At 72.8% G+C, this 14,286-nt stretch carries 10 protein-coding genes; 2 read left to right on the top strand and 8 right to left on the bottom strand.

Features of this window, described 5'->3' with window-relative positions; all coding sequences use genetic code 11:
* The first annotated feature begins 49 nt into the window (after positions 1–49).
* Positions 50–850: a PepSY domain-containing protein gene (locus ACSYGO_RS41010; RefSeq protein WP_460389858.1), complete on the top strand. Its 801-nt coding sequence runs from the start codon at positions 50–52 to the stop codon at positions 848–850.
* A gap of 69 nt (positions 851–919) precedes the next feature.
* Here ACSYGO_RS41010 and ACSYGO_RS41005 read toward each other — a convergent pair whose 3' ends face one another.
* Together ACSYGO_RS41005 and ACSYGO_RS41000 are read right to left on the bottom strand one after the other, a co-directional pair.
* The gene (locus ACSYGO_RS41005) at positions 920–1,447 is read right to left on the bottom strand and encodes an MmyB family transcriptional regulator (protein ID WP_426676376.1); all 528 of its coding nucleotides are present in this window, start codon (positions 1,445–1,447) and stop codon (positions 920–922) included.
* Positions 1,448–1,621: 174 nt separating this feature from the next.
* Positions 1,622–2,137: a lamin tail domain-containing protein gene (locus ACSYGO_RS41000; protein ID WP_426676377.1), complete on the bottom strand. Its 516-nt coding sequence runs from the start codon at positions 2,135–2,137 to the stop codon at positions 1,622–1,624.
* Between the two features lie 629 nt (positions 2,138–2,766).
* Here ACSYGO_RS41000 and ACSYGO_RS40995 point away from each other — a divergent pair.
* Positions 2,767–4,788: an ATP-binding protein gene (locus ACSYGO_RS40995; protein ID WP_460389857.1), complete on the top strand. Its 2,022-nt coding sequence runs from the start codon at positions 2,767–2,769 to the stop codon at positions 4,786–4,788.
* 51 nt (positions 4,789–4,839) lie between these two features.
* Here ACSYGO_RS40995 and ACSYGO_RS40990 read toward each other — a convergent pair whose 3' ends face one another.
* The 6 genes from ACSYGO_RS40990 to ACSYGO_RS40965 form a co-directional block, all read right to left on the bottom strand.
* The gene (locus ACSYGO_RS40990) at positions 4,840–5,880 is read right to left on the bottom strand and encodes a LacI family DNA-binding transcriptional regulator (RefSeq protein ID WP_460389856.1); all 1,041 of its coding nucleotides are present in this window, start codon (positions 5,878–5,880) and stop codon (positions 4,840–4,842) included.
* Positions 5,881–5,906: 26 nt separating this feature from the next.
* Entirely contained in the window at positions 5,907–8,372 is a 2,466-nt protein-coding gene (locus ACSYGO_RS40985; RefSeq protein ID WP_460389855.1) for a glycoside hydrolase family 3 C-terminal domain-containing protein, read from the bottom strand.
* Between the two features lie 23 nt (positions 8,373–8,395).
* Positions 8,396–10,150 (bottom strand): discoidin domain-containing protein, encoded by a 1,755-nt coding sequence (locus ACSYGO_RS40980; RefSeq protein ID WP_460389854.1) that lies wholly within the window; start codon positions 10,148–10,150, stop codon positions 8,396–8,398.
* 140 nt (positions 10,151–10,290) lie between these two features.
* Positions 10,291–11,385: a DUF1996 domain-containing protein gene (locus ACSYGO_RS40975; protein WP_460389853.1), complete on the bottom strand. Its 1,095-nt coding sequence runs from the start codon at positions 11,383–11,385 to the stop codon at positions 10,291–10,293.
* 778 nt (positions 11,386–12,163) lie between these two features.
* Positions 12,164–12,823 carry a hypothetical protein gene (locus ACSYGO_RS40970; protein ID WP_460389852.1) on the bottom strand — a complete coding sequence of 220 codons (660 nt, stop codon included), beginning with the start codon at positions 12,821–12,823 and terminating at the stop codon, positions 12,164–12,166.
* A 26-nt stretch (positions 12,824–12,849) separates the two neighbouring features.
* Positions 12,850–14,097: a MalY/PatB family protein gene (locus ACSYGO_RS40965; RefSeq protein WP_426676384.1), complete on the bottom strand. Its 1,248-nt coding sequence runs from the start codon at positions 14,095–14,097 to the stop codon at positions 12,850–12,852.
* Positions 14,098–14,286: the final 189 nt, after the last annotated feature.

Here is a 14,286-nt window from a genome sequence, read left to right as displayed (position 1 = left end):
CGGCTCCGCTGCGGCCGAGCCGCAGACGCCAGGAAAGGACCACTCCACGATGAAGGCTCTCAAGCGCTCGCTGACAGGTCGTCACCGCACGCTGGCCGCCGTGCTCGCGGCCACCGCCCTCCTCGGCGGCGGCGCCGCGGCGACCGCGGCGGCGGTCGCCGACGACCGGCACGACGACGACACCCGTACGACCGCGGGCGGCACGCTCGCATCACGCCACGACGACAACGGCCGTACGGACGACGGGCGGGACGACTCCGGTCACCACCGTGTCGTCGTGGACGGCACCGACGTCGATCTCAAGTCCGCCGCCGAGGTGGCCGCCAAGTCCGTCGCGGGCACCGTCACCGAGGTCGAACTCCAGGGACGCGCGGGCCGGACGGTCTGGAAGGTCGAGGTCGTCGACTCCGCGGGCGTGGAGCGCGACGTCACCGTCGACGCCGGTGACGGAAGGATCCTCGGGATCGGTGTCGACCGGGACCGGGACGACGACACGCGGGCCCGGACCGCCGGGGCCGATCTGGGCCGCGCGGTGGACGCGGCGCTCGGCGCCGTCGACGGTACGGCGGTCTCCGCCGAACTCGACGACCACGCGGGCGGCACCGTCGGGTGGCACGTCGACGTCGTCGACTCCGCTGGTCTGGAGCACGAGATCGGCGTCGACGCAGGGACCGGCTCGGTCGTGTCCACGCGGGCCGACGACGGGCACCGTGCGGGCGCCGACCGCCATCGTTCCGGCGACGACGACCATGGCAGTGGCGACGACCACGGCGGCGATGACCACGGCAGTGGCGACGGCCACGGCGGCGACGACGGCAGCGGCGACGACCACGGGCACGGGCGCGACTGACGCCAGGCCGGGCCGGGCCGGGCCAGCCGGGCCGCCACGCGAGAAGTCCGTCGTCGGGCGCGGGGGCGGCTACTCGCCCGGCGACGTGCGCGCCGCGGCGTCCGTGTCCTGGCGGGCGGCCGGGTGCCCCTCCTCCGTGGTCCCTCTCGCGAGCAGTCGGAGGGCCTCGCGGGACGCGCAGCCCGGCTCGGCGGTGCAGCCGATCAGGGTGAGCCCGCCGGCGGCCGCGATCTCCAGCGCCTCGAAGCGCAGGGTCAGCTCCCCCACCGGCGGATGTCGGACCCGCTCGGTGCCGCGCCGGTGGGCCTGCACGTCATCGGCCGCCCACCGGGTGCGGAACTCCTCGCTGCGCGTGGCCAGTTCGCCGACCGGCCCGGTCACCGCCCTCGAATGACGCGAACGGGCCGCCTCCGCGTGCGGCAGCGCCACCACCGTGTCGGCCGCATGGTCGCGCGCCGGGAACACCTCGTCGGCGCGATCGGCGAGGTACACGAACCGGGCCGGGTTCGGCCGCCCCACCGCCCGCTCGCACACGCCCGCGTACGGGGCACGGCCCGGAGCCGGGCCCCGGCGGCCGCAGCGGTGACCGCGAACCACCGGGCGTCGGGATCACGTTCCGCCGTGCTCGGAGTGCCGGCCACGGCCCGTGGCCTGGGGCACGGGCCGTGGCCGGCAAGCGGGGCGGCGGCGCACCGCCGACAGGGAGCGGTGCGCCGCCGGTCAGGTCATGCCGGTCGCAGGGTTCCGCGGATATCGGCATGCGCGGGCCCGTCAGCGGCGGCCGTCGTGGTCACGGTCGTGGCGGTTGCCGTGGTGGCGGCGTCCGTCGCTCCACGAGGCCTCGTCGACGAAGCGGCCGCGGTCGGTGCGGAGCGTGGCCGTCCCGTCGTGGTTGTCCCACACGTGGTCACGACGGTCCTGGTACACGTCGCGCGCGCCGTCCCGTCCGACTCCGGTGTGGACGCGCACCGTGGCGTGGCCGTCCAGCCAGAAGTGGCGGAAGGTGTACGTACGACCGTCCTCGTTCGACAGCGTCCAGCCGTCCAGGTTCACGTCGTGCCGGCCGGTGTTGGTGATCTCCACCCACTCCTTGTTCAGGGAGCGGATGGAGCGGTTGTCCCAGCCGGGCGCGTCGTACTGGACGCCGCTGATGATCACACGGTCGCCGCGGTCGCCCGGGTGGTGGCCGGCGGCGACGGCGGGCAGTGCCACCGCGCCCACGACGGCCGCGGCGACGGCCGTGGCGCCGGTCAGACGGCGGGCGATCGAGGAAACAGAAACGGACACTAGGTGTCCCCCTTCACAGGATGAGAGCACACCCCCGCCGGCGCGTACGGCAGCAAAGCCGCAGGCCGGCACGGTGTGTTGTGCAGTGGCGGCCGGGCGGCCGCGCATCCACACCCTCCAGCCGGCGCACCGGACCACGGCTCCGGCACGAGGCCTGTTACGGATCCCGCACATGCTCGTGATACTCGGATGTAACGTCCATCTATGCGTTGAATGACCCATTTTGATGCCCCGTCGCACCGGATTCCCCACCGGCAAGGGCGACTCGTGTCTCCCCGGCAGGCGGGCCACGTCTCCCCCGCACAAGCCCTCACCCGAAAGTGAGCAACAGACACATCGACGGCGCGTGGTCGGCGGGGGACGGCGGACCGGTCGCCGTACGGCGGGTCCGCTTCGCGCCGTGCCTCGATGGGGTGACGTTCCGTGAGTGCCCCGCGGCGCAGGTCGGGCGGCCAGCCGACCGTGGCCGGCGGCGTCGCGGCCCGGCGGTCACCGGCTTTGCCCCACAGTTCCGCGGGGGGGGAGTCCCGGCCGGGCGAGCCGTACGGAGGAGGGGGCCGGGCCCGCACCGCGACGCCATCTCGGCGGAACCGGCCCGTCGGGGCTCGCCGGGACGCAAGACTGGTGGGGTGTTGAGCAATCTGCCCGAGGTACCCACGGGATTCGTCGGCCGCGGCGGCGAACTGGCCCATCTGGCCGACGCCTTGGCCAGGGACCGGCTGGTCACGCTGACGGGGCCCGGCGGGGTCGGCAAGAGCCGTCTCGCGCTGCACGCCGCGGACCGGGCGTGGCACGACGGCCGTTCGGTGGCCTGGGCCGATCTCTGGCAACTGCGGGACGACCGCCTGCTGGTCGCCGTGGTCGCCGACGCGCTGGACTTCGCCGACCACACCGCGGCCACACCGCTCGACACGCTGAGCGCGTGGGTGGGCGACCGGGACCTGGTCCTCGTCCTCGATTCCTGCGAGGGCCTGCTGAACGGCTGTCGCGCGCTCGTCACCCACCTCCTGGAAGCGTGCCCGCGCCTGACCGTGCTGACCACGTCCCGGGAACACCTGGGACTGGCGGACGAACATCGGATCGCCGTGGAACCGCTGCCCGTGGCCACCGACGCCGTGCGGCTGCTGTGCGAGCGCGCGGCGGCCGCCGGCACGCCCCTGGCCGGTCCGCAGGGCCTGGTGACGGCCGCCCGCCTGTGCCACGCCCTGGAGGGCGTGCCGCTCGCCATCGAGCTGGCCGCCGGACACCTGGCCCACCAGGACATCGACCAGATCGAACGGGTCCTGCGCGCCCGCCTCGACCTCCACGGCGCACGGGGGTTCGGCCCGCCGCACCATCGTGTCCTGCGCACCGCGATCGGGTGGAGTCACGAGCTGTGCGAGCCCGCCGAACGGCTGCTGTGGGCGCGTCTGTCGGTGTTCCGCGGCGCGGTGGACGCCGGCACCGTGGTGGCGGTGTGCGGCAGCGGCCCGCTCCCGCCCGAGGAGGCGGTACGGGCGCTCGAAGGGCTGGAGCGCAGATCGGTCGTGAAGCGCGACGGCGAGCGCTACCGGATGCTCGACACCGTCCGCGAGTACGGCCGCATGTGGCTGGACGAACTGGGCGAGTCGGCCGAGGCCCTGGACCGCCACGCTCAGTATTTCCGGGACCGGGTGCGCGCCGCGGACGCCGCCTGGTTCGGTCCCGGCCAGATCCACGCCTACCGCTGGATCGACGCCGCGCACACCGACCTGTGCGCCGCGCTGGACCATCTGCTCGACGCGCGGCCCGAGGCCGCCCTCGACCTCGGCGGACGTCTCGGCTTCTTCTGGAGCTGCTGCGGTCATCTCCGGGAGGCCACCGACTATTTGGAGGACGCGCTGTCGCAGTGCAAGGAGCCGGGCCCGACCCGGATCCGCGCGCTGTGGGCACTGGGCGTCACCCTGGTGCTGCGCGGCGAGGCCGGCCGGGCCCAGGGCCTGGCGGAGGTGTGCCGCGAGGAGGCCGAACGGTGGGAGGACACCGACGGCATCCTGCGGTCGGGGTACCTGCTGGGGCTGACGCACCTGCTCGGCGGCCGGCCGCTGATTGCCGCGCACCAGATCGATCAGGCCTTCGCCCGCATGGGGGGCGGCGTCCCGGACACCGCGTCCGCGGTGCTGTGCCGCCTGGCCCGGGTGTTCGCGCTGACCGGGCAGGGCTTCCTGGAACAGGCCCGCGACGAGGCCGAGTCCCTGCGCCGTCGCTCACTGGCCCGGGGCGAGTGGTGGACCCGCTCGTACGCCGACTACCAGCTCGCCGTCATCGCGCTCTTCGAGGACCGGGCCCGGGACGCCGTGGTGCACGCCCGCTCCATGCTGGAGGGCAAGCGCCGCATCGGGGACAGCTTCGGTCTGGCACTCGGGCTCGACGTCCTCGCCGCCGCGCTGGCCGCGCAGGGCGCCGGGGAGCCGGCGGTCGCGGCGTACGCCACCAGTGAGACGTACTGGAGCGCGGTCGGTCACCCGCAGCGCGGGACACCCGAACTGGGGCCCGTGCGCGTGCAGTACGAGCGCACGGCCCGTTCGCTGCTCGGGGACGACCGGTACGACCAGGTGGCTCTGGAGTCGGTGGTCCGCGGCCCCGATCAAGTGCTGGGGGAGATCCTGGGGCAGTCCGCGCAGGGCTCCTGAGGCACGGTCCACCGGTCCGGCGGAGCGAGTCCCGGCACCGGGGGCGACGGCTCAGGCCGATTCGCGGACGATCAGCTCCGGGTCGAAGCCGACCGCCGTGGCCTCGGTGCGTATGCCGCGGATGTGTTCGTCCAGGAGGCGGGCCATTTCCGCGCCCATCCGTTCCACGGGCTGGCGGACGGTGGTGAGCCGGGGACGGCTGGTGACGGCGACACTGGAGTCGTCGAAGCCCACGACCGCGACGTCGTCGGGCACCCGCCGTCCCCGCTCCCTCAGGACCTGGCACGCACCGTGCGCCATGAGGTCGTTGGCGGCGAACACCCCGTCCACGTCCGGGTGTTCGGACAGCAGGCGTGCCATGGCCGTGCTGCCGCTGTCGAGGGTGAAGCCGCCTTCGACGACCGGCACACAGGGATGGCCGTGCCGGGCGAGCGTGTCACGGAATCCCGCGAGGCGTTCCTGACTCGCGAAGACCCCCAGCGGACCGCAGACGGTGGCCGGTCTCCGGCAGCCGCGCGCCACCAGGTGCTCCGCCGCGAGGCGTCCGCCCTCCCAGTGGGCCAGATCCACGTAGCTGAGCGGCACCGGTCGCGCGGGGCGGGCGAACAGCACCGCGGGCAGTGCCGCGTCCGCCAGGAGCGCGGGCAGCGGATCGTCGGGGTGTGTGGACACCACGAGCGCCCCGTCGGCCCGGCCCTGTCGCAGATACGTCAGCACCTCGTCCCTGGCATCGTCGGACTCGGCGAACATCAGCACCGGGTGCATCGACCTGGGCCGGAGGAATCCCACGACACCGCCGACCACCCGCCCGAAGAAGGGATCCGCGAACACCCTTGTGGCGAAGGCGTTCTGACTCTCGTCGGAGTGGTCGCCCGCACCGGACACCACCAGTGCGACGGTCTCGGCGCGCCGGGTGACGAGCGCGCGGGCCGCCCGGTTGGGTGCGTAACCGGTGCGGTCGATGGCCTGGCGCACCGTGTCCCGGATCGCCGGATCCACGTTGCGTACGCCGTTGACCACCCGGGACACGGTCGCGCGGGAGACACCCGCCTCGCGGGCGACGTCCTCCAGCGTCGGGACGCGTCTGCTCATGGCCGCACCCTAACGGCACGGTGCGGTCACGGCATAGAGCGCTCTCCCGGCACGCCGGGCCCTCCCTCCGCGCACACCGTGACCTCCGTGCACAGGGGCAGGTCGCCCGCCGAGCGTCCGGCCAGGACCCGGCAGGTCCCGGGCTCGATCCGCCAGTCTCCCGCGTCCTCGTCCCAGTGCCGCAGGCTGCGCGCCGGCACCCGCACGGGGACCGTCACGGCGTCCCCGGGCCGGGCACGGACCGCCGTGTAGCCCGCCAGCCACCGCTGCGGATACTCCACGGCGGCGTCCGGGCGGGCGAGGTACACCTGGACGACCTCGCGGCCGGTCCGCCCGCCCGTGTTGCGCACCCGCACCCGCACCGTGAAACCGTCGCCGGGGACTTCGGCCGGGGCGCCGATCTCCTCGTAGGCCCACGTCGTGTAGCCGAGTCCGTGCCCGAACCAGTAGGCCGGGGTACGTCCGGTGCGCAGCCAGCCTCGGTAGCCGATGTGCAGGCCTTCGCCGTACTCGAGGCGGCCGTCGGCGGGCCGGACCCGGGTGACGGGCGCGTCGGCGAGTTCGGCGGGCCAGCTGGTGGGCAGGCGTCCACCGGGCTCCGACCGCCCGAACAGCACGTCGGCCAGGCCGCCGCCCCCTTCCTGTCCGGTGAACCAGGTGAGCAGGAGGGCGCCGACCTCCTCGCGCCAGGGCATTTCGACGGGGCCGCCGCTGTTGACGAGGGCCACCGTGCGCGGGTTCGCCCGGGCCACGGCACGGACGAGGGCGTCCTGCGCGGGCCCGAGGGCGAGTTCCGTGCGATCCCGTCCCTCGGACTCGCCGTGCTCGGTGGTGCCGACGACCACGACGGCCACGTCCGCCGCGCGTGCGGCCCTCTCCGCGGCGACCAGGGCCTGCGCGGCAGCGGTGGCTGGTGGGGCGGCTCCCACGACCGTCGCTCTGCCGGTGCCGGGGGCGAGTTCGCGTCGCGCGACGAGCAGCGGGGCGGTGCCGCGGGTCAGCGGGGCCGTGGCGAGACGTGCGGGCGGGTTCACATGGACGATCGCCGGGTCGTCGGTGTCCTTCACGAACTCGCCGTCCAGCAAGGGGCGGTCGTCGAGGCGAAGGCTCATCCGCCCGAATCCCGCGACGCTCAGAGTCCAGGCTCCCGAGGTCCGCGGGTGCAGCCGTGCGCTGATCTCCACCGTGTGCGCGCCGGGGACCAGGGTGGGCTCCAACTGACGCCCGGTACGCCGGTGTTCGGCGTACAACTCGCGGCCTTCGACATCGAGCACACGCAGCATGACCCCCGGCAGGCCGGAACGGGGGTGCGTGCACAGGGCCGTGTCCAAGGGGGCGGGCGGCTCGTCGGGCACCGGCCCGGGCACGTGGACGACCTCGGCCCGGCCGCGCAGACTGCTCCTGATCCCGTCGAGGACACAGACCTCGTCCTGCGGGAAGACGCCGGCGCTGCCGCCGCCCTGGGTACGGGTCCGGGCGGCATGTGCGCCGATGACGGCAACCGTCGCCAGGCGGGCGGGGTCCAGGGGCAGTACACCCCGGTTGGCCAGCAGAACCGCGCCGGCCGCGACGGCCCGCCGGGCCACCGCCCGTGCGCCACTCGCGACCGACGACGTCCGACGCGGAGGCGGTGCCTCCCCGAGCGCGCCGCAGCGGGCGGCCAGCCGCAGCAGCCGGCGCACCTTGTCGTCGACGACGGACTCGGCGACCGTGCCCTCGTCGACCGCACGCACCAGGGCGTCGCCCCAAGCGCCGTCCGGGCCCGGCATCACCAGGTCCAGGGCGGCCCGGGCGGTGTCCTGTGTGCCCCGCACGGCTCCCCAGTCGGACACGACGACTCCGTCGAAGCCCCATTGGCTCTTCAAGGGCTCGGCGAGCAGCGGATGCGCGGTCAGGGTCGTGCCGTTGACGCTGTTGTACCCGGCCATCACCAGCCGGACGCCGGCGGCGACGGCGGCCTCGAAGGGAGCGAGGTAGACCTCCCGCAGGGTGCGCCGCCCGGCCCGCACGTCGACGGTCAGCCGCTCCGTCTCGGAGTCGTTCGCGACGAAGTGCTTGGCGGCGGCGGCCACACCGCGGGCCTGGATGCCCCGCACCAGCGCCGCACCGATGCGGCCGGTGAGTTCCGGGTCCTCGGAGAAGCATTCGAAATGGCGCCCGCCGAGCGGGCTGCGATGCAGGTTGAGGTTCGGCGCAAGGACCACGTCCACGCCCTTGCGCCGCGCCTCGGAGGCGAGGAGGCCGCCGATCTCCTCGACCAGTTCGTCGTCCCAGGAGGCGGCGAGCGCGGAGGCCGAGGGGAGCAGTACGGAGGTGTGCCGCTCGTCCCAGGTCTCTCCGCGTACGCCCGCCGGTCCGTCCGACAGCACCATCTGCCGCAGGCCGACAGCCGGTTCGGCGTGCGTGCGCCAGGTGGTGGCGCCGGTGAGCAGCCGGACCTTGGCCCGCAGGGTCAGTTTGTCGAGAAGCCGGTCGAGTTCCTCGTCGGTCATCCCCACCCCCTCGTGTGAATCGGTCAGTTGTAGACACCGAACTCGTAGAGCGAGTAGCCCCAGCCGGTGCCGCGTTCCGTGCCGTTGATCCGGACGTAGCGGCCGGTTCCGCTGACGTCGAAGTCGTCGACGCCGCCGTTGCCGCCCGTCACCGTCTTCACGGTCTGCCAGTTCTGTCCGTCGTCGGACGTCTGGACGGTGTACGTCTTGGCGTAGGAGGCTTCCCAGACCAGTTGTACGTGCTTGAACGACGTGCGCGTGCCGAGGTCGACCCGGAGCCACTGCGGGTCGCTCCAGTCGCTCGCCCAGCGTGTCCTGGGGTCTCCGTCCACGGCGTTGGCCGGCGTGCAGGGGCAGTCGCCGTAACTCGCCTGGTAGGACGAGGCGGTGGCCGGCTTGCTCCGGGCGACGTTCGTGCCGTCCACCGTGGGCGGGACGACCCTGATCGAGCGCGTCTCGACGCCGACGTTGCCCTTGCCGTCGGTCGCCTTGACGTAGATCTTCCAGACACCGGGACGGTCGGGTGCGGTGACCCTGAGACGGCCACCGCCGAGGGCCGTGGAGGCGAGCGGGGTCAGGTTCTTGCTCTGGTCGATGTACATGCTGTTGCTGAGGACCTCGTACGCGACCTGGTCGCCGTCGGGGTCGGTCGCCTTGACGGCGAGCGTCAGGTCACGGCCCGCCTGCACCTTGCCCGGGTCGCCCTCGACGGTCAGGTCGACGACGACCGGCGGGGTGTTGTCGTGGGCGGTGTCCCCTCCGTAGGCGCGCTTCACCGCGTAGTACGACAGTCGCTTCTGGCCGGCGGGCAGCAGGTTGAACCAGATGCCGCCGAAGTCGTACTCCGTGCCGTAGTGGAACATCGTCGCCCCCAGGGCCACACCCCTGTGCCCGGTGACGCAGCCCCAGGCCTTCGTGTAGCCGGCGGCCTTGGCCTGGTCGGTGGGCTCCTGCGGCACGCCGTTGGCGTCGTCCGGCACCTCCCACTCCCCCGCGGGACCGGTCTCGGTCACGATGTACGGCTTGGTGTAACCACCCTGCTCCCAAGCGGACTTGATGTCGCAGACCGCGTTGTAGGAGTTGACGGCGTACAGGTCGAGATCGGGCGCGTTCCTCTTGTAGTAGGGCCAGGCGCCGACCCACGCGTCGGTGGAGGTGACCGGGTGGTTCGGGTCGACGGTGTGGATCCTCTTCGTGATGTCGTTGACGAGGGTGGTGTAGGCGTCGCGCTGCCTTTCCAGTTCGTCGCCCGTGTAGCAGTTCTGGAGCCCGAGCACCGACTCGTTGCCGACGTCCCACATGAGCACACCGGGGTTGTCCTTGTAGGTCTGGACCCACTGGGGGAACTCTTCGAGCATCTGGTTCTTGTACGCCGTGTCGGTCACGTAGTTCACGCAGCCGCCGCTGCCCGGTCCTCCGCCGGGCTGGAGCCAGAATCCGGCGACGACCTTGATGCCGTTCGCCGCGGCCGCGTCGAGGAGGGGTTTGCTGGAGGCGTCGGTGCCCCAGGTGCGGATGGTGTTGACGCCCATGGACTTCAGGTCCGGCAGGTACGTGCCCGCGTCGGCGACCGCCGGGCCCCAGCTCAGGCCTTTGACCTGGTAGGGCTGCCCGTCCACGGTCAGCTGCCAATTGCCCTGGCTGCCGGTCACCTTGACGACGCTGTCGGCGGCGTGGGCCGGTGCGGCGGGCAGGGCGGTGAGTGCGCCGACGGTCAGGACGCCTGCGGTGAGGGGCGCCGCGAGGCGGCGCGCACGAGTGCGGGGCGGTGGATTCATGGTGGTTGCTCCGGTGTGGGGGTGGAGGGGCGGCCCGGCCGCGGCGGGGACGGTGGCGGCAGGGCCGCCCGGTTCTGAAGACTTCCGCCGCGACGGACGTCACGGAGGAAGTCCGCGGGGTGTTCTGTCGGCGAGGGTGTTCAGGGAAGCCGGTAGTTCTCGTCGAGTGCCGCGCCCGCCTCCGGGTGCGTCTCGTCGTACCCGCGCGCGTTGCACTGCAGGCCGCCGACCACACAGTGGTCGACCAGCGCCTTGAGGGTGGCGTCGTCCCAGGCGTTGAAGAAGTCGTAGTGGAACGAATAGCTCGGTCCACTGGCCAGCCTGACCCGGGAGAGGTCGCCGTTGACGGGGAAGGCCATCTTGAACTCGATCATCGGCAGCGCCACCGGGTGATCGGCGGGGCAGACGTTGTCGTTGGTGCCGGGCTTGACCACCGGGTAGGCCATGTGGCTCTTGTGGTCCGGCGTGTCCAGGTACCTGCCGTCCCAGCAACTGGGGGCCTGGAAGCGGATGTTGAGCTGTACGTCGGCGCGGTCGGGACAGTTCGTGGGGAAGTCGACGTTGAAGAAACTGTCCCCGCATTCCCAGCCCTCGACGAAGCCGGGGTGGTGGCGGAACTCGTCGGCGGTCTGCATCGGGCTGCCGACGACGTACCGCAGGCCCTTCGGGAAGGGCCGCACGCTCGTGTAGTCGGTGACACCGGCCTTGTAGTAGATCACCTGCGGGCCGAGCGGCAGCACCGGCTGGTCGCCGTCGAAGAGCGTCGGCATCCAGTAGCCCGACTTGTCGCCGGGCGCCTTGCAGGTGGTGGTGCCGGCCGCGAGGGAGGCCGTGGTGCTGGCGGCGTTCGTCGTGGTGTTGCCCATGAAGGTGTGGTCGTGGGACTTGCCGGGCTGCTGCGGATAGACGATGGGGTCGTCCGGCTTGGTGTGACTCACCGAGCAGTTGGCCTGGAATTCGTGGAAGTACCGGTGGGGCGGATTCTGTGTGGACGGGGTGACGCCGGTGACCGGCGGGTTCGCCGGTATGTAGCCGTCACCGTCCGGGTCCTCGGGCGAGGAGGCGGTCGACACGGCCATGGCGTGGCCCGCGTGTCCCGCCGCCGACGACGTCGTCTGCCCGCTGTCCTGCACCGGCGGACCGGCACTCATCGCGACGCCGCCCAGGCCGAGCGTGGTCAGCAGTAACGCGCCCGCGACCAGCGTCCCTGAGAGGACCTTCGATCTCCGTGGCATGGCGAACTCCTGGATGGGAGGTGGGGATTGGCGTGAGAGAGCGCTCTCCCATCGACTGGAGTGTTGGCGCCGTGACATGAGAGTGTCAAGAGGTTCAGTCGAAGGATCACTGCCGTGGGATACGCCCAACTCGGCGCCCAGCAGCGTCGATTGGCGCCCGGCAGCGTCGATTGACCTTCGGTCGGCGACGCCATCCGAAATTTCGGTCGCATCCCTTGACTCCTGGTTCACGCCGCAGAACCATCCATCGTCGAGAGAGCGCTCCCCGAACTCGGCGGCGCGTCCCGACCGTACGGTCGCGCAGTGCGGCGGTCGCGCGGTGCGGCGGGCTCGCCGGCGCGTGCCGGAAGCGGTCGGAGCGTGCCGGAAGCGGCCGGAGCGTGCCGGCGACATGGTCAGAGCGTGCCTACCGGGTGGGCGGGCCTCCGACCCGGCCGTCGGAGCGTGTCGGTGACTTCGTCGGAGCGTGCCTGCCGGGTGGGCGGCCGTCGACCGGGCGGTCCGCGCGGACCGGTGCGGCCGCCGGAGGGTCCCGGCCGTGTGGCCCCTGCGGCGGGGCTGGTCCACCGGCGCGCGCCGGTGTGGCCGCCGGAGCATCCCGGCCGTGTGGTCGCCGCCGCGCGGCGAATCCACGGGTGCGTGCCGGTAGGGCCGTCGGACCGCACCGGCCGCGTGGCCCCTGCGGCACGGCGAATCCACCGGTGCGCGCCGGTGCGGTCGCCGGACCGCACCGGCGAGGCCGTCGGAGCGGTCCTGGCCGGTGTGCCGTGCGTCCGGGTCAGCGCAGGGAGAAGACGGCGGGCTCGCCGCTCATCGACAGGTGATTGACGACAACATGACCGCCCGTCACGGGGATCAGCTCGGGACTGATCGAGAGAGCCGCATCCTCGGCGTCGGCCGGCTCGATCCGCCCCCGCTCGGCACCGGCCTCGTCGAGCAGGACGACCTGTCCGCCGTCCACAGTGGAGACCAGCACTGCGATGCGACCGTCCGCTTCACGGGCCAGAGCGTCCGTGGAGAGTCCGTCGGTCCGGTACTCCCACACCTTGTGCCCGTCCTTGAGGGAGTGGGCGACGACCACGTCGGGCACCAGCTCCTTGCGCTCGGTCAAGGTCACCAGCAGATCGCCGAACACGAGGGGCCGGCCCTCCCTGCCGGTGCCCGCGGGTATGCCCTCGGGCACGACGACGTCCCCGTCGGACCCGCTCAGCGGCACGGACGCGGTCGGCGCGCCCCGGTCGTCGAAGCCGAGCAGGGCCCGGGTGCCGCGCCGGTCGTCCTCCGACACCGCGAGAACCGCCGGTGTCACGGAGACCACGGCGGCCGCGGTCCTCGACTCGACGGGCAGGCGCCTGGCCCACTGTTCCTTTCCGGTGCGGGTGTCGAGTGCGATCAACTGCCGGGCCGTGCCGCCCCCGGTGACCGCGGTCGCGGTCACCGGCCCTCGGCGTCGCTGCTCAGACCTCACAGCCCGGCCAGCGCGCGTCCCATTCTGGTGAGCGCTTCGCGCAGGACCGTGGGCGAGGTGGCGAAGTTGAGGCGTACGCAGCCCGCGCCGCCGGTGCCGAAGACGTGTCCGGAGCTGAGGGCCACCCGGGCCTCGTCGAGGAACATCTTCGCCGGTCCGGCCACGTCGCCCACCACGCCCGGCCCGTCGACGGAGTGGTGGTCGGTGTGCAGGTTCAGGTGTGTGCAGTCCAGCCAGGCGAGATAGGTGCCCTGCGGCGGCAGATACCGTACGCCGGGGAGGTGTTCGTCGACGAGCCGTCCCAACAGCGCGCGATTGGCGTCGAGTCCGGTCAGCAGGTCGTCGAGCCACTCGCCGCCGTCACGGAACGCCGCGGTGTGGGCGATGACTCCGAGGTGGCTGGGGCCGTGGCCGACCTCTTCTGGCATGCGGTGCAGATCGTCGGCGGCCTCCGTGCCGGCGACGGCCAGCGCGGCCTTGAGTCCGGCGAGGTTCCAGGCCTTGGAGGCCGAGGTCAGGGCGAAGGCGTTCTCCGCGCCGGGCACCGTCAGGAAGGGGGTGAAGGTGGCTCCGGGCAGCACCAGGGGGCCATGGATCTCGTCGGACACCACCCGTACGCCGTGCCGGCGCGCGAGCTCCGCGACCGCTTCGAGTTCCTCGCGTGTGTGGACGGTGCCGGTGGGGTTGTGGGGGTTGCTCATGAGGAACGCCGCACGCCTGCCGTGCCGCCGGGCCCGTACGAACGCGTCCTCCAGGGCGCCGAGGTCGATGCGCAGGCCGGGCCCGAGGGGCGCCTCGACGATGTGACGGGCGTCGTGGGAGACGAACGCGTAGAAGGGCGGATACACCGGTGAGCACACCACTACGGCGTCGCCGGGTCCGGTGATCAGACGGAGCACCTCGACGATGCCCAGCATGACGTCGGGCACGACGGTCGTGTTCTCGACGCGAAGGTCGTCCCACTGCCAGCGCTTGCCGGCGAAGGCGGCGAGCGCCTCGGCGTAGGCGGTGCCGTGGGGGTATCCGGTGTCGCCCAGATCGATGGCCGTGCGCAGCACGTCGGCGACGGCCGCCGCGAGCGGGACGTCCATCTCGGCCACCCACAGCGGCAGCACGTCCTCGGGGTGCGTACGCCACTTCATGCTGGTGCGCGTTCTCAGCTGTGCCAGCGACAGCTGGACGAGTGGATCCGTCCGCCGGCCGTCGCCCCTCTCGGACGGCGCCTCGCTCGTGCGCTCGCTCACGCGCTCCTCCCATCCCCGGACGAGACCGGGACAGTGCGGTCACGGTGCTGGTCGGCTGCGGGACGACGCCCGGATCACGGCTTCCGGAGCCCGGACCGCCCCGCATACAGGATCGTCCCCCCAGGCCGAACGCGCGCCCCTTCGGCCGCTGCTTTCCTCTTTCCTCCCACGTCCACCGAGCGCGCGCCG

Source organism: Streptomyces krungchingensis (assembly GCF_054729265.1).
The sequence above is the reverse complement of the archived record's forward strand: the minus strand, read 5'-3'. Positions and strand labels throughout refer to the sequence as shown.